This window comes from Stenotrophomonas sp. YJH_SMC_123 (genome assembly GCF_059368215.1).
The window spans coordinates 64,738-82,752 of record NZ_JCAFRM010000004.1 but is presented as its reverse complement, the minus strand read 5'-3'; the positions used below and the strand labels follow the sequence as shown (position 1 = coordinate 82,752).

Genomic DNA, 18,015 nt, shown 5'->3' with positions numbered 1-18,015 from the left:
CGGGGGACCTGAACTGGCTTCACATTGCCCAGCGGCGGGATGGGGATTTCTGCCGGTGAACATTGCGTTGGCCAGTTCTGGTGTTAGCAGGCACGCGATGGTACAGGCACTATTCCTGCAGTCAGGAGGGTGACCATGACCACGATAGACACCGCATGGCTGGAAGCGTTCGACAAGGAGCTTCTCTACCTGTTCGCCATCGACCATAGCGACGCTGGCATGGATGAGTACCTGCTGGGTTGCTACGCAGACCTTCCGCCACGCCAGGCGGCGCTGGCGTTCGGCAGCGACTAGGACCTGGAGCGCGACGATGCGCTGTGGCCTCGGCCGGGGGTGGCGCTGCAAAGTTAAGCCGTGTCGCAATCGGCCAACTTCGGATCTCAGCCATGCGGGCGGACTGTCGCTTTTGAGACCCCGATCCTCTGCAAACCGTGCTTTTCAATGCGCATTCGGGCGGTAACTTAACACCGGCCGAAACCACTGCACCGCAAGGGTTCTGCCGCGCGCGCGCCATGCAACAATGCCATAAGCGTCAGCATTTGCGGCCTCTGCGGCCTACGGTTTCTTGGCATCTCGCAACCATGCGAGTACACCTTGGTGTGCCACCGGAAAAGGGTGGCGCGGGACTCGAAAACCCGTGTTTATGCCAGCTGTATGCGCTTGCCAGCCGACGTCACCTTTTATGTGGCGTCGGCTGGCAATCCGTTCGCGTTCCATGGCGGGCGGTGCGTGGGGGTCTTCGGACCCGCCGGTCTGGCATTTACCGGTTTTCGAGCCCGCACCGTCCGCCACCTTCATTGGTGGCGCTGCTATCTGTCCTGTACGGAGCATTGCCATGAACACATCGGACTTCCGTTCCCTGCACGCGCAGTACGATCCGGTTGAGGCCGAAGCCGACCGCGTCCCCTCCCACGATCCCACTGCCTTCGTCGCGACGCTGCGACGCATCGGATCTGGTGCAGCTGCGGACGGCCAGCCTTGGTCAGAGCGGCACCAACTGCCTGGGCGTTGCCTTCAGCTGGCGGACGCGGACTGCGCGCTAGCCGGACTGCGTGTGGTGGCCGAGCTGATGCTGGCGGCGGAGCGCACGCGGCAGAACGGAGCACCCGAGGAGTACCTCGGGGATCGGGTGATGGAAGGTTTGAAGATGGCGTGTGTGGCGTTGACTGCACATGTGACTGAGCGGCTGAACGTGCGGGAGTAGCACGTGTGCATAGGCGGCCGGCTCACATAGTTAAGGGAACGCAGCTACTGAGCTCGCCGCTATGCGCAGCGGTTGGGTTCACTTGAGGACAGACGTTGCCAGTCAGCCGCCAGTGTGCAGGCATCACCAGCAATCCATGCTCTAGATCGAAGGGCAACACCCAAAGCTGTAGGTCGGAGCTGAAATCAAATGCGGGAAGGGGCTGCGCGAATCCCGCGTGCTGCGGATAGACGAGAGCCATCTGCCCTACTCCACCCAGGTAGCGCTGTCCGTATGCAAACATTTGGTAGAAGTCGGATTGTTTGAGCCCGTACTTCTCGCGCGCGTCGCTGGCCGTTGCATCCAGAACTTTCCACTTCGTATCAAGTACGCGGAGCTCATCGCCCCGCCGCAGCAGAAAGTCTGGGATCAGATTGAACCAGCTTGCCTCACCATGGCTGCACAGGTACTCCGACGCTGCACCGCCCACCTGCCACTCCGGCGCGAACTGACGGGCGAGGCAAGCGCCCACGTAGCGCTCAAAGAGCCGCTCCATGGGGAACATCATGCTTGGGCTGCGCCAATCGCCTGCCAATGCCAAAGGACTCTGGCCCGACAAGATCAGCTCGCACAGCGGACGAACTTCGCGATAGTGGGTCATCAGCCGGTCGCTGCCCCAAGCGCGCAGATCGCTGGTCACCTGGGCGCTTCGTGGCACGCTGACCATACGCGTAGATAGCTCCTGGGCGAGCCTCCAGGTTCCCGCATTGCTCGTACGCGCACACACGCGGTCCAGGGCGACGCGCAGCAACCGGTTCTCAGGCCTGTCCTCGCTAAACACATCGTGCTCGATGTTGAAGACGTGGGCACGAGTGGGCGACTGACGGAGCTGACGCGAAATATCCAAGCGACCACGCAGGAACAGCTGCTCCTGGCGGACCCGTGTGTAGTCGAAGCGAAGTCCGCGCTTTAGTAGTTCATCCAGCGCGCCGATGAATCGCCCCATGACCCATTCGTTTAAGGGCGTATCAAACAGAATCACGTCGGCGGGACCGCCTTCCCTCGGTGGGAGGTCTAGCACGGTGCATAGCATGCGGCGTAGCAACCGCCTCGCGCCGAGCGCATTATCCGCATGTGCAACGTGCTTCGGCAACACCTCCAATGTGGTGCCGTCGGGACATTCCACTACACCCACATACTGGTCCAGACGCAGCCAGCGTGCGCCATCGCGCTGCATGAGTGCCGCTCCGCCCGCGCGTAAGCGCTCGAACTCACCACAGAGCCAGTCAAAGGACGCCTGCGGCAAGAAGGCGGCATCCAGCCCCTCCTGCCGCGACCCACCTTCTGAAACGCCGATCCGCGCATACTCGCGCACAGTGAGAACAGCCATCGGTCAGTCTGCCTGGCCGACAAGAATTCCCCTGTAACTGGCTGCCTGCTCAAACGCCGCCTCATGGATATACCAATTGGCAGTGTCAGGTGCGAGCTGTGCCTCCGGAGCAAACAGGCGATTCAACTGCAGCTCACGCTGGCGCAAGAATCGCTCACCCTGCGGCTTCGCGTCATCGTTCAGCACCCAAGCGATGCGACGCCAGTCTTCGAAGAAGTAGTCCTGCAGCAACGGCAGAATGCGCAAGCGGAACGCCTCAGCCAGCCCAGGCAGATCCGTGGCGCCCATCAAGTACGCATGACCGATGAGATGGTCTCGGCCGAGCAACACTTCGATACGATCGTTTAGGGTACTTAACAGTTCACCCACGCGAATACCGTCGACGTCCCAATCAAGCAACTCCGGCTGGGGCGGCATTTCGATGAAGCGGAACCGTCGGCGCAATGCTACGTCCATCGCAGCCAGCGAGCGGTCCGCAGTGTTCATCGTGCCAATGAGGTGCAAGTTGGCTGGCACCGAAAAATTTTGCTTGGAGTACGGCAAGCGAACGGACAACGCTTCATCCATTCCTTGCCGCTTGCTGGGCTCAATGAGGGTAATGAGCTCGCCGAAGATGCGGGCGATGTTTCCCCGATTAATCTCGTCGATGATGAGTACGTATGGCAGGTCGCTGTGCTGCGCATCGATGCAGAGTTCGAGGAAAACCCCGCTCTCAACGCCATACTCGAGCGCACCGCTTGCACCTGCACGAGCCTTCAGGCCCTCCACGAAGTCCTCATAAGCGAAGCTCTGATGGAAGGTGACGAAGCGGATGCGCCCTTCGTCATGTAGCGCATCGAAGCGTTGCTTGAGCAGGGCTCGCGCGCCAGCCCCCTGGCCCTTGGTGGCGGCAAGCAACTCCGGATCGAGGATCTCCAGAGCCTTATCCACCACACCGTAAGTCTTGCCGGTACCGGGCGGGCCATAGAGGATCGTGTTTGAGGGAGCGTGAATCACCGGCATGTCGTCATCCTGTTCCACTGCTTCATCCGCTTGTTCCTCAGCCCCTGCACCGTCCCCTAGCTCATAGGCGATGGCCACCCAGAGGAAGGACTGAACATCGATCATGTCTGCAGGCGGCCAGCCGTCCTCCGACAGGCGTGCTGCCAGTCGGGTGGATAGCGCACGAATGCGCTCCCATTCCTCGACAGTCATGCCGCCTTTGCGGAAGTCGAAGGTCGGGTCGAGCATCCCCAAGGCACGGCGCATATGGCCGGTCTTGATGAAAAAGTAGCGAGTCGGATCTTTTAGAGTAAGCAGAAGGCTTGAAAGCGACCGTTGGCCGGCAGGCTGTAGCGATGCGCTCAGCTTGTACGAGGTCTCATTGAAGGCCTCAAGTGCAATGTTGTCGTCCCGCCTCCTAAGCAGTGAGAGGACCGCCCTACCCAGCGCTACGCGATCGTCCTCTGGCAACTCGGCCAATTGCGCGACAATTCGCCAGCCCACAATGTTTTGAGGTTGTACGTTCTCTACGCCGACGCGAACCTTAAGCAGCTTGATCAGCGCAGACCAAACTTCCTCTGGCTGTCCGCTCCTGAGCGCCGGTCGCATGATCGCGTGGTAGTGCTCTACCAACTGCCGCTTGTAGCTGGTTTCCCGCAGGAGGCGCTGGTCGTTAGAGAAGCCGGTGAAGCCGGAGAATCGGGCGAGAAAGCGCTCACGCAGGCGCGCGTAGCCGAGCTCAAACGTATCTCGGTCGTCCTTGCGCGCTTCAATTCGGTAATGCCCACTTGTCTCTTGGACAATGAGCAGCGAGTTGCCGGCAACTAGGCCAAGGCGCCTGAAGACAGGCGCGACCCTTGCACGGATCCGAGCTGAGCTAGGTCCGCTCGCTCGAAGATCGGAAGTGATCTGATAGCCATCGGGGAACGTGAACGTCGCCTCTCGGCCTGAAACTGCATCTGGGCGGCCGAGCATACTTGCATCGAAGCCGGCCCAGTTTGGGTCCACAGAGATATAGCCGTTGCGTATAGCGCCCTCTGTGAGCACGACTTCGTATGACAATCGGGTGGCTAGGATCGGAGCAGGCCTAGGAGCGGGGTGAGCCACTGCAGTGGGGGTAGTCCTTCCGGCATTGCCTCTCAATCGAGACTGCCGTGCAAAGAAATCCGAGCCGGAATCGCCCGGACGCCACTGCAGGATCTCAGTAAGACTTTCACTATAGTCAGTCTCGACATCACTGGCGTCGAAAAGACACGTAACTGGCCGATCTCCCTCCATTCCTATGAAGTCGAGATTCCCGCAGTAGACGAACGGGGAAGCGTTCGACGTCCCACGCACCTTTGCTCTCATCCGTGCGAAGAGATGCGTAGGACAACCGCCAGCAATCCTGAGGATGATGGGCGAATTCCGGGTGCTTCGATTCTGGCTTTCCCAGTAGAAATCAGTGCCATCAAAGACATCCAGGTAGCCGACCTCACCGTCCTTCTCCAGTGTCACGAACAGCATCACAGCGTTCTCAACCTCTAGGATGCCGTCGGCCCAGGGGGTACCATAGATTTCTGCGGGGACGGGCAGGCCGCCAACTTGCGCCACATCTTGGCGGGAGTATTCAGCGCCGATGCGAAACTCTCTAAGTTCAATCCGCGATTTGATGCGACCCATGCTTGGCTCAATAGACGTCGGTTAAGTCCCATCGTAATTGAATGGGGCGGTTTACGTCACTAGACGGGATTTACATGTAATGACCCACTGAAAACTTGCTCGGGTGCCATTTTTCCCCGAAGGAGACACTGATAAGCGAGGTGATGGAAGAAGAGATCAGGCGCTGGATCTCCCCGCGCCAGTCGGCGCGTCCTTGAGATCATCGAGGGCAAGACCTCGGTGGCGGCAGCTAGTTGCGATCTGTCTGTACGTTGTTCATCCAGGGCATTTTTGGAAAATGTTGGTTAGCACCGCTCGGGCCTTCCAAAGGCTCGGATGACCAATTATAGGAATCCCCGCTTGATGCCATTTAGTCGAGAGCTTGTGGTCCGCCATATCCTCCACAAGCGCCTGCGCCCGGAAGGCGTAGCTTAAGCGTATGGCGTAAGTGCAGGTACGACCTACAGGTCGCTGGCCCGATTCCGCCAGCCCGGGGCGCAGGGACCGCAAAAGCGCAGCTCAATGCTTCACCAGACGCCGAATGCCACGCCCGCGCCGATAGGCTAGAGAATCAAGGAGCGCCACCGGAAACGGCAGACCTACCTGACCATCGCCAAGGCGCTGGGGGGCGGCCACAGTACGATTTCAGGCAGATGAGCGCCAAACGGCCTCAATCGGGTGTGTCGGCTTGACTCGCCAAAGGGGGTCATCCGACACGAATGCGATCAGCCCGGAGAGCTCCTGCACTTGGACATCAAGAAGCTGGGCTTGGGGCCTCCATCTAAACACGCAGCATCCTCAGGCAACCACCACCTCCGCCCCTCGACCACGGAACCAGTCTTTCAGACGGCTCATGGTTACATACCTAGCCCCGGTTCCGCAGTACATTGCCTCGAAGCTTGCCCAATCGGCCTCAATCGTACGCATCACCTTTTCAAGATCATTTTCCGAAGCTGAGTGAATTGAAATCAGGCAGTCAGACATCTGAACGGGATGATTAAAGGTGCTTAGAACCACACGGCCTATCGAAGGCGATCCGACCCTGGAAAACAGGATAACGGAGCCGCTAACCAGTCCCTTGGCGGTTCTATTGGTGTAGTACAATGGTGCGTATTCACCATTCAAACGCGACAAGTCTGTACTGTGAACAAACGGTACCGCACCCGGAACGCTACCGTGGGATAGTCTCGTCGCGAGGTGGACCGGAAGCGCGCCCCTAGTCAGAGTGATCGAAACCCCTTCCAGGTCGTTCTTAGCAACATTCCCCTCAGAGACCACGAAGTTCTTCGTTCGACGGAGCTCAATAATTGCCGACCGGGCGCGAGCGCCTTGGAAAGTTGAACTTCCTAGCGACCCCATAATACTTAATTCAAATATTCCTTCCAAGAATCTCCGTGCATCATTGTCGGCTTGGGCATGCAATAACGACTCCGGAACAACCAAAATCATACCGATCTTGGGCTTGAACAGATGGAATGATCGAAGAATGCAAGCCATCGCTACGCTGCACTCTATTCGCCCCGACTCCAGATCGACGGAGACCCTTTTTTTCCCGTTATGGCTGAACGGAGGATTACCTACAATAACATCACACCTGGCAGTCCGGAATACATCAGTCAGCTTGACACTAGCATCAGAGAATATGTCACCACTGGAAATAACCCAGTGCGGATTAGCTCGCCGGACCCTACGAATTGCAGAGCAATCCAGATCAATGCCGAAGTACTTTCCACGCGCCCTGTGGATTCGACTAACTGCAGATAGCAACACTCCCTCCCCACAAGTGGGGTCCAGAAATGATCGCCCGGATTTTATTAGTGCTGATCCCTCCATCATGGAGGCAGCTATCTCTGGCGGTGTGTAATACCTATCTGCATCCCACATCAAATTCACCGAAATCATAAACGTGGATCACACCAACACCAGTCGTCCGTCCATCCTTCTTGATGGGATGATCGAATATTATCTCTGATCGATCCTTATTCATTAACCAGTACAAGGCAGCGCCAAGCGCATGAGGCTTTGTACCTATAACTCCAAGATAAATGTAATAGCCAGAGTAGTCGGTCGCAATCTCGTCAATTACAGAGATGAGATCAAACGGACAGCTAGCCCTTACCATTTTTATATCCGAACTTGCACCCTGAGCATCCAAGAAGTCTCTATTACAAGACACCGTCACGGCTGGATAATCAATTTGAAATCCTGGGACACCGACAACAGGAATCACTTTCGGACTTGGATCGAGCGTTATCATCATGCATTCCGCTCGATTTCCCTCAAATCCAAGCATTGGAACGAATACCGAGCGGCCATAATTCTCTGCTCCGCCGAGCTGGGCGTAACCTGGAAGCGGGGCTACACCATTGAGTGTAACCGTCAGATCATACTGACCAAGAGTAGAGGGACTCAGGTGTGGTTTGTATTCACCTGGTTCAACATACATGAATTTTGTATTTATTCCCCGATCGAAGCACACACGAAGTATAGATGCCCAAACTGCGTGCTCCATTCCTGTAATGTCGACAAGAACTGAGCCATTGCCAAGAATCTCCGCTATGTGGTCATCATCGGTAAGGGATCCGTCAGCCGTCTGAATCCCAGGGCCTTCAACACGAAATCGGTCGCCGGCGACAGAGTTCATGTTGACCAGTCGGCAATCTCTTCCATCGGCCAGTGTCCGCCAGATCGGCAGATTTGATCTACTTTCTCGATCATCAATCGAGACAATGATCCTATCAATACCATCAAGATCAGACGCACTCATCTCGATATACCGCTGCGTGAGCCTTGCACTCTTGGATAGCATCATCCCTGAACCTGACCGTCTTTATAGAACCTAGCAAAAAACTCCAGCTGCTCAGGAAGAGAGTCATCCTCGTTAATGTTCGCACTTCCAAGCATTGCTGATATTGCTTTCGAAGGCTTCTCGTCCAAGAGGGCTAACACGTCTGAAGCTGAGACGGTAATTCGGCGCTTTTTTCTGTGCGACATTTCGAAGAATGCACTGAATATCCGATGAATTCTGAATTCTTCGTCCTTAACTTCTGATGTACTGGTTGCTTTCGTTCTAGCGTCTACTTCAAACGCCAGATGAGCGACACCTTCAAACAGAAGATCGCGGACCCGTTCGCAGCTCACCGCGTCCCCAGCCAGAACAAACGAAGTAGCCTCTGGCGTTCTGCCGAGGGGGTTTCGAGCCAACTCGAAGAACACCTTCCCCAACCCCAGAACAGCTCTCTTGAGCTGCGGTCCATTCTCTGCAAGTCCGTCCAGCTGAGACAGTCTTCGCTTGCCAACCTCTCTGGCAGCTAAGGTCTGCGCTTTAGCGGAGACCGAGTATAGCCCCCCGGTTGATGCAGTCGGTTGTTCATACGAAATGGCAAGATCAATGAGCTCAAGGAAATAGCGAATGTTTCCTCCGGCCATCGCCAGAAGCACCTTTTCGCCGGAGTAGTACTTTCTTATCCTCGCGCCCTTTCTACCATTTGAGAGCCAGAATAGACTTGCATAGCCATAGTTGCCCAGCCGCGTAGCCCAGGACTGTGGGTTTCGCATCCAATCGGCAGCCAGAACTTCGATTGATCCACCTTCCGATTCGGCCCAGAATTTTATGAAGTATGCGCTCTCGTCTGGCAATGAACCAACGAATGATGAGAGCTCTAAAGATGAGGAACCTTCGATTTCCTTCCGCACAATCGACGCGACTTCCGGCGCTCCGAGCAACCTCGCCTCCTCGGCAAATGTCAGCTCTGAAAGGAACTCTCGGAGACTCCGTGAAACTGAAACACCCTCTTCGTTAGCTCTACGGAGACGCGCCTCAGCAACGGCCTTAGCGAATTCGCTGAAACCGTTGTCAGCAATCTCAATTTCGTCATAGTCATCTGGGCACGCAAGCAGATCGCCCTCATCAATCGTTCGGCGATTTCGAAGTCCGAACTTTCGCAAGCCAATTTTGTAGGTGAGCGGATCCTCCGCGTGCTTTATATACGTGTTGAGAATAGCTTGCTGATAATCCAGTAGGTTCTCATATTCATCAATGCAGCAGAACACGACACCAGCGGGCAAAACTCCATCGCGACGCATGCAGTCGACGAAGACCCTTACCGGGCTCTCCGCGACAGAGAATGAGCCTGCGTAGGCCTTAGAGGGATTATTTACGTGAAGCTGCAACGCGGATATTTCCGCTCGCATCGAAACGTCTAGACGCTGGAGATCATCCACAGAGGAAAGCCCCAGATCTGCCGAAACCTCGCGTATGGATTGTTCGGCCATGGCCGGTCGCCCTTGCGCAACCAGCCACACATTCAGCTTACAAAGCTCCATGCATATCAGAATATTTACGTAATGGGCAAAGCACTTCTCCCAATGCTCCTGGGAGGCGCCCCCGCCCCGAAACGCACGAACTCTATTCTTGTTCATCCGCACCAAGAACCCAAAGTAGGTCATGTCGGATACATCCCCGCCCTGAGCACTGATTGAGGCTAGAGTCGCCTGATATCCTAGCGACATCAATGAAGTCGTCTTACCCGTGCCTCTCCCTCCCATAACAAAGCATGGCTTTCGGGTTTTTAGACGCCGGAGGTAAGGCGGCTCAACAAACAACCCCTCAAAATCCCCTAACGACCATTCGGCTCTGTTGTCTCCAAACAAATGGCGAACTTCAACTAGATCTTTCATGTCTATGTACGTCGAATGAGAGGGATCCAATTATTGACTCCAGAAGCCCAAAATATCGGCAGCGTAGCGTCTGGAACGGAATGCTCAAAAGCCATAGTCAAGCCAAGACTCTTGTAACCGTACTTTCTTGAATCAGGATTATTGAGAAAATGATCGTCCGTGAATATTAAGCGATCGACGTATTTCCTTAGAATATAATCAAACTTTTCGAAGGCATCAGCACAGCTTTCTTTAATGCCCTCCAATGACTTTTGTCTACTGAGGACATGAGCAAAACTAGTTCCCACCACGGGCGCGTGTTCAGATATCCGCTTCAACCCAGTTTGACTGGAAACGGCTGCGGCATACATTGCTATAAAACCGGTAGATTCGTAGGCTTCGCTGAAAGAAATCCCATCGTGCCCGCGAAACCAAGTCTTCAGGAATTGGTCACCTGAACCAACGAAATCATCTACAAAGAGAATCGGATGACCACGCTTTGCATAGCCGATCGCGACGTCTGGACTAAATATCCTTTCTTCGGGCACGTCACATGTCCGCCTAACCCTGCTACATATATAGTTCCCAGAATCAGTTGGATTGGGATTCTCTCCGGTTACTGGAACCACGATTGCAGAATCCAACGCAGCGACAAGCATGTGCCTACTAGGAGCTCGCGGCCCCTTTGGAAGCCCATCTATAAGGGAATCAATTGCGGCTCGGATCATTAGATCAGTGCTGCGTGACTCGATAAAAACAAACTCGTTTAACAGCAGAGCTGCAGCTTCCTTGTCTTCCTCGTCGAAGTTCCCAAGCCAGGCGCGGGGCCGGAGCGACGTGGACGGCCAGAACTGTGCGCGCTTCAGCACTTCACACTTGTCCAGAACTTGTTGAATGTTGACCTCTGACTGCACTCCCCCCCCCCTATTAGCGAGACCAAATGGCCACTGGCCAATGCACAATAGTTTGCTAGAAGAGCATTGAAAAGGGCAGCTTTCGCTGCCCTTTTGCTGAAACTAGATCACAGATCAAACCCCAACAGGATTAGCCTTCTCCGGATCAATCTTGTACTGCTTGATCGCCCGGGCCACATCCTTCGCGGTCATCTTCCCTTCCTTCGCCAGCGCCGCAATCGCGGCATGCGCGATGTAGTACCGGTCAACCTCGAAGAACCGACGCAGGTTCGCACGCGTATCCGAACGGCCGAAACCATCGGTACCCAGCACCGTGTAAGACATCGGCACGAACGCGCGGATCTGGTCCGCATACGCACGCACGTAGTCGGTAGCGGCAATCGCCGGGCCCTGGCGGCCTTCCAGCAGCTCGGTCACGTAGGCCTTGCGCTGCTCACCTTCCGGATGCAGGCGGTTGGCACGTTCCACGTCGAAACCATCGCGACGCAGTTCGTTGAAGCTCGGGCAGCTCCAGATATCGGAGGTCACGCCGAAGTCCTTGTCCAGCAGCTCGGCGGCGGCAATGGCTTCGCGCAGGATGGTGCCCGAACCCAGCAGCTGCACGCGCAGCTCGCCCTTCTTCGGCTTGCCGGCGTCGGTCAGCAGGTACATGCCCTTGACGATGCCTTCGGCCGCGCCCTCCGGCATTTCCGGGTGGGTGTAGTTCTCGTTCATCAGGGTGACGTAGTAATACTCGTCCACCTGGTCTTCCATCATGCGCTTGGTGCCGTGCTGCAGGATCACCGTCACTTCGAAGCCGAAGGTCGGGTCGTAGCTGCGCACGTTCGGGATGCCACCGGCCACCAGATGGCTGAAGCCATCTTCGTGCTGCAGGCCTTCACCGTTCAGCGTGGTGCGGCCGGCGGTGCCACCCAGCAGGAAGCCGCGGGTACGCATGTCGGCGGCCTGCCAGGCGATGTCGCCCACGCGCTGGAAGCCGAACATCGAGTAGTAGATGTAGAACGGCAGCATCGGCACGTTGCTGACCGAGTAGCTGGTACCGGCGGCCATCCACGAGCTGATCGCACCCGGCTCGCTGATGCCCTGCTGCAGCACCTGGCCGCTCTGGTCTTCGCGGTAGAACATCAGCTGGTCCGCGTCCACCGGCTTGTACTTCTGGCCGAACGGCGCGTAGATGCCGATCTGGCGGAACAGGCCTTCCATACCGAAGGTACGGGCTTCGTCGGCCACGATCGGCACGATGTGCGGGCCCAGTTCCTTGTCGCGCAGGGTGATGTTCAGGCTCTGCACGAACGCCATGGTGGTGGAGTAGCTGCGCTCGCCGCTGCTCTTCAGCAGGCGTTCGTACGCTTCCAGCTTCGGCGCCACGAAGGTCTTGTCGGCCTTGCGGCGGCGCTGCGGCAGGTAACCGCCCAGCGCGGCACGGCGTTCCTGCAGGTACTGCACTTCCGGCGAATCCGGGCCCGGGTGGTAGAACGGCACCTGGCCGTCGGCCAGCTGCGCGTCGGTCACCGGAATGTTGAAGCGGTCGCGGAAGTGGCGCACCGCTTCGTCGTCCAGCTTCTTGGTCTGGTGGGTCGGGTTCAGTGCCTCACCGGCGCTGCCCATGCCGTAACCCTTCACGGTCTTGGCCAGGATGACGGTCGGCATGCCCTTGGTGTTCACGGCCTGGTGGTAGGCGGCGTACACCTTGTGCGGGTCGTGGCCACCACGGTTCAGACGCCAGATGTCGTCGTCGGAAAGGCCGGCGACCATCGCAGCGGTTTCCGGGTACTTGCCGAAGAAATGCTCGCGGGTATACGCGCCGCCGAAGGCCTTGCAGTTCTGGTATTCGCCGTCGACGGTTTCCATCATCAGCTTCTTCAGGACGCCGTTGGTGTCCTTGGCCAGCAGGGCATCCCAGTAACCGCCCCACAGCAGCTTGATCACGTTCCAGCCGCCGCCACGGAACACGCCTTCCAGTTCCTGGATGATCTTGCCGTTGCCGCGCACCGGGCCGTCCAGGCGCTGCAGGTTGCAGTTCACCACGAAGATCAGGTTGTCCAGGCCTTCACGGCCAGCCAGCGCGATGGCACCCAGGGTTTCCGGCTCGTCGCTCTCGCCGTCGCCGATGAAGCACCACACCTTGCGGTCGGACTTCTCGATCAGGCCACGGTTTTCCAGGTAGCGCATGAACTGCGCCTGGTAGATGGCGGCCAGCGGGCCCAGGCCCATCGACACGGTCGGGGTCTGCCAGTAGTCCGGCATCAGCCACGGGTGCGGGTACGAGGACAGGCCACCGCCGTCCACTTCCATGCGGAACTTGTCCAGCTGCTCTTCGCTGATGCGGCCTTCCAGGAAGGAACGCGCGTAGATGCCCGGCGCACTGTGGCCCTGGATGAACAGCAGGTCGCCCGGGTGGTTCTCGCTCGGGGCGCGCCAGAAGTGGTTGAAGCCTACGTCGTACAGGGTGGCGCCGGAGGCGAACGAGGCGATGTGGCCGCCCAGGTCACCCGGCTTGCGGTTGGCGCGCACCACGGTGGCCATCGCGTTCCAGCGGATGATCGAACGGATGCGCCATTCCAGCTCGGCGTTGCCCGGGCTCTTGGCCTCGAACTGCGGTTCGATGGTATTGACGTATTCGGTGGTGGGAGAGAACGGCAGGTAGGCGCCCGAACGACGGGTCAGTTCCACCATGCCTTCCAGCAGCTGATGCGCGCGCTCGGAGCCCTCGACATCAATAACGGCCTTCAACGACTCGATCCACTCCTGGGTTTCCACAGGATTCGGGTCGTTGTTCAGCACCTCGTTCAACCAGTTCATTAGCGCTCCCATAACCGCACGCACGCGCGCGACTGTTGTATAGATTTCTAGACCGCAAAGTGTAGCGCACCAAGGGCTTTCGTCACTTGGCTACGCAGGCGTATGGATGCAACCGGCCAGTGTCCGCAAGGGGCTTGCCGGGCCCGCTGACGGCCCTGCGGCGGGCCTTGGCGGCTGCGCGGGCTGTCGCTTGCGGGCCGCTGCGCCCATGTGCAGGACGCAGTGTTACTGCTGCCGATGACGGTTGTAGGGCAACTCCGGCACCGCTGTAGGGGCGGTTCGGGCAACGGTACTGAACCGGCGACAACATGTCGCACCTGCCTCTGGATCGGTACCGGCTGCGGGTCCAACGTGGGCCGCGAGTGAGGGGCTTGGCGGCCCTGCTCCCTTCCACGGTTCGCCGGGGCGCCCTGCAAGGGGCGCCCCTTTTGCTGTGCACGCGGCCGCCCGTGGCCCAAAACGGACCTGCTTGTGGCCGGATCGATGATTGCCGGCTTCGATATATCGATATATCGTTTGCACACTCGTTTACCGATATATCGAAATGAGCCGCCCCCCTTCTCCCAGAGCCCGTTCCACCGATCCGGCGGTGCCCCGCCGCAACGGCCAGCCACGCGTGCTGAGCCGCGGTGACCTGCGCCTGCTGGTGCTGGCCCTGATCGGCGAGCAGCCGCGCCATGGCTACGAACTGATGCAGCTGATCAGCAACCAGTTCATGCAGGCTTACACGCCCAGCGCCGGCACCATGTACCCGCTGCTGGCCAGCTTCGAGCAGGCCGGCTGGATCGAGGCCGAGGAAGTGGATGGAAAGCGGATCTTCCGCATCACCGCTGCCGGCGAGTTCGAGCTGAAGGTGCAGCGCACCCAGGTGCGGCTGGCGCAGCGGCGTGCCTTCGACCGTGCCCGCGAGATCACCAAGGCCTCGCTGCCGCCGCCGCTGGCCACTGCCCTGCGCGAGTTCAAGCGGGCGCTGGTGCATCACCACGGCCGTTGGGCCGAGGGCGAGGCGGAAGAAGTGGCGGCGCTGCTGACGCGGGCGTCGGCCCTGCTCAACGGTACCGCCGGTAGCGAGAACCCACCGTTTTCAACGACCCAGCCAGACTGAATCCAGCCAGGTCCTCCCCCATGCCGCGCGCCCCCGCGCGACACCTTTACAGGTATCCCCATGACCGAACACAACAACACGCGCCTGCGCCTGGATGTGCACTTCCGTGAACTGACCGTGCTGCGCACCGAAGACGTCACCCCGCACATGCGCCGCGTGGTGCTGGGTGGCGACGACCTGGCCGGCTTCGATTCGCCCGGCGCCGACGACCACATCAAGCTGTTCTTCCCCAACACCAGCGGCGAGATGGTGCTGCCGGTGCTGACCGCCGAAGGCCGCAGCTACCCCGCCGGCAAGGAGCCCTCGCCGGCCCGCGACTACACCCCGCGCTGGTGGGACCACGAGACCGGCGAGCTGGCCATCGACTTCGTGCTGCACGACCAGGGCATTGCCGGGCCGTGGGCCGAGCGCGCGCAGCCGGGCGACACGCTGGTGATCGGCGGCCCACGTGGCTCGTTCGTGGTGGCCGACAGCTACGACGCCTACGTGCTGATCGGCGATGAAACCGCGCTGCCGGCCATCGCCCGCTGGCTGGACGTGCTGCCGGACGCTGCCGAGGTGCAGGCCTTCATCGAAGTGCGCGACGAGGCCGAACGCCAGGACCTGCCGCAGTACGAGAACGTGCGCATCCACTGGCTGGAGCGCAACGGCTTCCCGGCGGCCAGCAGCACGCTGCTGGAAGACATGCTGACCGACTTCGAGGCCCCGGACGGCGATGTCTTCTATTGGATCGCCACCGAATCGCGCCGCGCGCGGATGATGCGCAAGTTCATCGAAGGCCACCTGGGCGTGCCGCGCTACTGGATCCGCTCGACCGGCTACTGGAAGGCCCACCCGGACGAAACCGACGGCGATTGACCGGCTCGGGGTCAGATCCCTTTTCCTGTGGAAAAGGGATCTGACCCCATGCACCAGAACCTGCCTGGTGGGTGCGGACCGTTGGTCCGCACGCCCTTGACTGTGTAGAGCCGAGCCCACGCTCGGCTGCTCTCCGCTCGGCCACCGATGGACCCATCGCGCTACGCGCGATGAGCCGAGCATGGGCTCGGCTCTACAGGAGGGACCGCGACCGGCGGCTTGGCCACCTGCCCCGTCCACCCGAACCGCTGCGCGGCCCAGATCTCCAGCGCCACCAGCAGCGCGATGACCAGCAGCGGCAGCAGCAGCCCGAAGTACACGCCGGGCATCATGCCGTTGATCTGCGCCTTCACCAGCCGCAGCACGCCACGGGTGTGCAGCAGCTCATCCACATGCATGGTCAGCGCCTCACGCACCACCTTGGGTTCCAGCCCGACCGTGCCGGCCTTGTCCACCAGCGTGTCTTCCACCATGCCGCGCAGCAGGCCTTCGCGCACCTTGCCGATCACCCAGCCGGTGCCGCGTGCCAACGGGCCATTGCCAAGACGATCAAGGCCAGGCAACGGATGTTCGCTGAGGTAGGCCGAGGCAATGGTGTCGGCCACATCGCCCACCGTGCCCTGGCTGCGCAATGCCTCGCGCATGCGCGGGTCGTCCAGCGAGTCGGTGAAGCCTTCGCTCCAGCCTTCCACCAGGGTCTGAAGGTGCGGCTGGAAATGATCGAGCTGCTTGAACAGCGCGCGGTGCGCACCGGCGGTGAAGCCCAGCTGCAGCCCGAAGAAGGCCGTGGCCAGCGGCAGCAGCACCACGTAGCTGGCCAGCAGCCAGTGATGCCAGCGCTTGCGCCGCTGCAACCAACCCCGGCGGTGCAGCCAGCGCCAGCCGAGGATGCCCAGCACCAGGCCAAGCAGCGTACCGAGCACACTGCCGCCCAGCAGATCGAGCACGCTCAGGCCCGACCAGAATTCGTTCAACCAGTACTGCGCGTCCTGCATGGGTCTTCCTTCCGTGGGTGATACAACAGCCATTGTAGAGCCGAGCCCACGCTCGGCTGCTCTCCGCTCCGCCATCGGAAAACCCTCGCGCTGCGCGCGATGAGCCGAGCGTGGGCTCGGCTCTACACGGATTCCGACACCCGGTTCAACGCATCAGCCGCCAGGCAATGCGACAATCGCGCTCCTTTCCTGCAGCAACGAGGCCCACATGGCCAAACTGACCCTGGCCAGCGTGGATGCGCTGCGTACCCGCTTTGCCGATGACGCCGCCTGCGATGCGGCGCTGGCCGCGTTCGCCGACACCGCCGTACTGCGCGCGCCGCTGCGCGAGCTGGTGGCGGCACAGCACCGCTACCTGCAGGCCGAATTCGAAGTGGCCCAGGTGGCCGACGTGCTGCGCCGCGACCAGAAGTACGCGCCGGTGGGCCGGCCGTCGGTGCACATCGTGCAGCTGCGCAAGCAACAGGCCGCGACCAAGCAGGCGGCGCTGATCGCGCGCCAGGTGGTGGCGCAGGCCGCGCAGACGTTCGTGCGGGTGAGCGGGCTGGCGGTGAAGGCCAAGCAGAGCCCGAGCGAAGCATGCGTGGCATGGTTGGGCGCGTTGCGCTGAGGGCGCGTACCCGGTAGTGGCCAACCTTGGTTGGCCTGCGGAGTGCCCATGTGCCAACCAAGGTTGGCATCTACCAACGCGCGTTCCCCCGCACCCAAAAAGAAGGCCCGCTTTTCAGCGGGCCTTCTGCCTTCTCACGACGAGTGAGCGGGGTGCATCAAGCGGCCGGCTTTTCGCCGGTGGCTTCGGTGGTGATGCGGATCTTCACTTCATCGCTGACATTCGGAGCATACGCGCCGACGCCGAAATCGCTGCGCTTCAGGGTGGTGGTGGCATCGAAGCCGGCGGCCGGAACCTTGGCCATCGGGTGCTCGCCGCCGCCGTTGACGGTGACGTCCAGGGTGACCGGCTTGGTGATGCCCTTGATGGTCAGGTCGCCGGTGACGGTCAGCTTGTTGGTGCCGGCCGCTTCCACCTTGGTGCTCTTGAAGGTGGCATCGGCGAACTTGGCGGCGTCGAAGAAGTCGGCGCTCTTCAGGTGCTCGTCGAACTTGGCGGTGAAGCTGTTCAGGCCACTCAGCGGCAGCTTCACTTCCACGGTGGACTTGGTCACATCTTCGGCGTTGTACACCAGGGTGCCTTCGACGTTGCCGAAGTGCGCGCTCGGGTTGGAGAAGCCGAAGTGGCTCCACTGCGCCAGCACGTCGGTGTGGCTCGGGTCCAGCTTGTAGGTGCCCGAGGCGATCTTGATCGCTTCGGCAGCCGGCGCAGCAGCGGCGGCATCGGCGGCCGGGGTGGCGGCCTGCTCGGTGGTGGCCGGGGCGGCGGCATCGGCCGCCGGGGCAGCGGTGTCGGCCGGCTTGGAGCAGGCGGCGATGGCCAGGGTCAGGGCCAGCGGCAGCAGCAGTTTACGGGTGGCGCTCATCTGAGGAACTCT

General features: G+C 59.8%; 14 protein-coding genes and 1 pseudogene. 6 read left to right on the top strand and 9 right to left on the bottom strand.

The annotated features are described in order from the left end of the window. Positions 1-135: 135 nt before the first annotated feature. Complete coding sequence (locus AC5P5W_RS10955; protein WP_197574166.1) at positions 136-294, top strand: hypothetical protein; 159 nt, start codon at positions 136-138, stop codon at positions 292-294. Positions 295-835: 541 nt separating this feature from the next. Further along, positions 836-1,204 (top strand): hypothetical protein, encoded by a 369-nt coding sequence (locus AC5P5W_RS10950; protein WP_197574165.1) that lies wholly within the window; start codon positions 836-838, stop codon positions 1,202-1,204. A gap of 22 nt (positions 1,205-1,226) precedes the next feature. Here AC5P5W_RS10950 and AC5P5W_RS10945 read toward each other — a convergent pair whose 3' ends face one another. After that, a complete protein-coding gene (locus AC5P5W_RS10945; protein ID WP_197574164.1) occupies positions 1,227-2,573 on the bottom strand; it encodes an McrC family protein in 1,347 nt (448 codons plus the stop codon). Between the two features lie 3 nt (positions 2,574-2,576). Continuing rightward, positions 2,577-5,216, bottom strand: coding sequence for an AAA family ATPase (locus AC5P5W_RS10940; RefSeq protein ID WP_197574163.1), 2,640 nt, complete (start codon positions 5,214-5,216; stop codon positions 2,577-2,579). A 315-nt stretch (positions 5,217-5,531) separates the two neighbouring features. Here AC5P5W_RS10940 and AC5P5W_RS10935 point away from each other — a divergent pair. Continuing rightward, positions 5,532-5,963: pseudogene (locus AC5P5W_RS10935) on the top strand (leucine zipper domain-containing protein); the annotation flags it as partial. 30 nt (positions 5,964-5,993) lie between these two features. Here the strand turns inward: AC5P5W_RS10935 and AC5P5W_RS10930 are convergent. The 5 genes from AC5P5W_RS10930 to aceE all read right to left on the bottom strand — a co-directional run bounded on the left by AC5P5W_RS10930 (position 5,994) and on the right by aceE (position 13,570). After that, entirely contained in the window at positions 5,994-7,079 is a 1,086-nt protein-coding gene (locus AC5P5W_RS10930) for an N-6 DNA methylase (protein ID WP_197574162.1), read from the bottom strand. Beyond that, positions 7,063-7,962 (bottom strand): hypothetical protein, encoded by a 900-nt coding sequence (locus AC5P5W_RS10925; protein WP_197574161.1) that lies wholly within the window; start codon positions 7,960-7,962, stop codon positions 7,063-7,065. The genes AC5P5W_RS10930 and AC5P5W_RS10925 overlap by 17 nt, the downstream gene beginning before the upstream one ends. Positions 7,963-8,003: 41 nt before the next feature. Beyond that, positions 8,004-9,875, bottom strand: coding sequence for an ORC-CDC6 family AAA ATPase (locus AC5P5W_RS10920; protein WP_495221138.1), 1,872 nt, complete (start codon positions 9,873-9,875; stop codon positions 8,004-8,006). Positions 9,876-9,877: 2 nt separating this feature from the next. Further along, entirely contained in the window at positions 9,878-10,723 is an 846-nt protein-coding gene (locus AC5P5W_RS10915) for a phosphoribosyltransferase-like protein (protein ID WP_495221136.1), read from the bottom strand. A gap of 159 nt (positions 10,724-10,882) precedes the next feature. Beyond that, on the bottom strand, positions 10,883-13,570 hold the full coding sequence (gene aceE, locus AC5P5W_RS10910; RefSeq protein ID WP_197574158.1) for a pyruvate dehydrogenase (acetyl-transferring), homodimeric type: 2,688 nt from the start codon (positions 13,568-13,570) through the stop codon (positions 10,883-10,885). Positions 13,571-14,114: 544 nt separating this feature from the next. Here aceE and AC5P5W_RS10905 point away from each other — a divergent pair. Next, on the top strand, positions 14,115-14,675 hold the full coding sequence (locus AC5P5W_RS10905) for a PadR family transcriptional regulator (protein WP_041863018.1): 561 nt from the start codon (positions 14,115-14,117) through the stop codon (positions 14,673-14,675). Between the two features lie 60 nt (positions 14,676-14,735). Then, positions 14,736-15,533 carry a siderophore-interacting protein gene (locus AC5P5W_RS10900; protein WP_197574157.1) on the top strand — a complete coding sequence of 266 codons (798 nt, stop codon included), beginning with the start codon at positions 14,736-14,738 and terminating at the stop codon, positions 15,531-15,533. Positions 15,534-15,694: 161 nt separating this feature from the next. On the opposite strand, the gene AC5P5W_RS10895 is transcribed toward AC5P5W_RS10900, so the two are convergent. Then, positions 15,695-16,528 carry a hypothetical protein gene (locus AC5P5W_RS10895; protein ID WP_197575396.1) on the bottom strand — a complete coding sequence of 278 codons (834 nt, stop codon included), beginning with the start codon at positions 16,526-16,528 and terminating at the stop codon, positions 15,695-15,697. A 208-nt stretch (positions 16,529-16,736) separates the two neighbouring features. On the opposite strand from AC5P5W_RS10895, the gene AC5P5W_RS10890 reads away from it, so the two are divergent. Beyond that, positions 16,737-17,138, top strand: a complete 402-nt coding sequence (locus tag AC5P5W_RS10890) for a hypothetical protein (protein ID WP_046428265.1) — start codon at positions 16,737-16,739, stop codon at positions 17,136-17,138. A gap of 157 nt (positions 17,139-17,295) precedes the next feature. On the opposite strand, the gene AC5P5W_RS10885 is transcribed toward AC5P5W_RS10890, so the two are convergent. Next, entirely contained in the window at positions 17,296-18,003 is a 708-nt protein-coding gene (locus tag AC5P5W_RS10885) for a YceI family protein (RefSeq protein ID WP_005415047.1), read from the bottom strand. Between the last annotated feature and the right edge of the window lie 12 nt (positions 18,004-18,015).

Excerpts from the sequence above, each read along its gene's own strand:
- AC5P5W_RS10890 (WP_046428265.1), top strand. The coding sequence starts at position 16,737 with ATGGCCAAACTGACCCTGGCCAGCGTGGATGCGCTGCGTACCCGCTTT.
- AC5P5W_RS10950 (WP_197574165.1), top strand. The coding sequence starts at position 836 with ATGAACACATCGGACTTCCGTTCCCTGCACGCGCAGTACGATCCGGTT.
- AC5P5W_RS10895 (WP_197575396.1), bottom strand. The coding sequence starts at position 16,528 with ATGCAGGACGCGCAGTACTGGTTGAACGAATTCTGGTCGGGCCTGAGC.
- AC5P5W_RS10940 (WP_197574163.1), bottom strand. The coding sequence starts at position 5,216 with ATGGGTCGCATCAAATCGCGGATTGAACTTAGAGAGTTTCGCATCGGC.
- AC5P5W_RS10920 (WP_495221138.1), bottom strand. The coding sequence starts at position 9,875 with ATGAAAGATCTAGTTGAAGTTCGCCATTTGTTTGGAGACAACAGAGCC.
- AC5P5W_RS10905 (WP_041863018.1), top strand. The coding sequence starts at position 14,115 with ATGAGCCGCCCCCCTTCTCCCAGAGCCCGTTCCACCGATCCGGCGGTG.
- AC5P5W_RS10955 (WP_197574166.1), top strand. The coding sequence starts at position 136 with ATGACCACGATAGACACCGCATGGCTGGAAGCGTTCGACAAGGAGCTT.
- AC5P5W_RS10945 (WP_197574164.1), bottom strand. The coding sequence starts at position 2,573 with ATGGCTGTTCTCACTGTGCGCGAGTATGCGCGGATCGGCGTTTCAGAA.
- aceE (WP_197574158.1), bottom strand. The coding sequence starts at position 13,570 with ATGAACTGGTTGAACGAGGTGCTGAACAACGACCCGAATCCTGTGGAA.
- AC5P5W_RS10930 (WP_197574162.1), bottom strand. The coding sequence starts at position 7,079 with ATGTGGGATGCAGATAGGTATTACACACCGCCAGAGATAGCTGCCTCC.
- AC5P5W_RS10900 (WP_197574157.1), top strand. The coding sequence starts at position 14,736 with ATGACCGAACACAACAACACGCGCCTGCGCCTGGATGTGCACTTCCGT.
- AC5P5W_RS10885 (WP_005415047.1), bottom strand. The coding sequence starts at position 18,003 with ATGAGCGCCACCCGTAAACTGCTGCTGCCGCTGGCCCTGACCCTGGCC.
- AC5P5W_RS10925 (WP_197574161.1), bottom strand. The coding sequence starts at position 7,962 with ATGAGTGCGTCTGATCTTGATGGTATTGATAGGATCATTGTCTCGATT.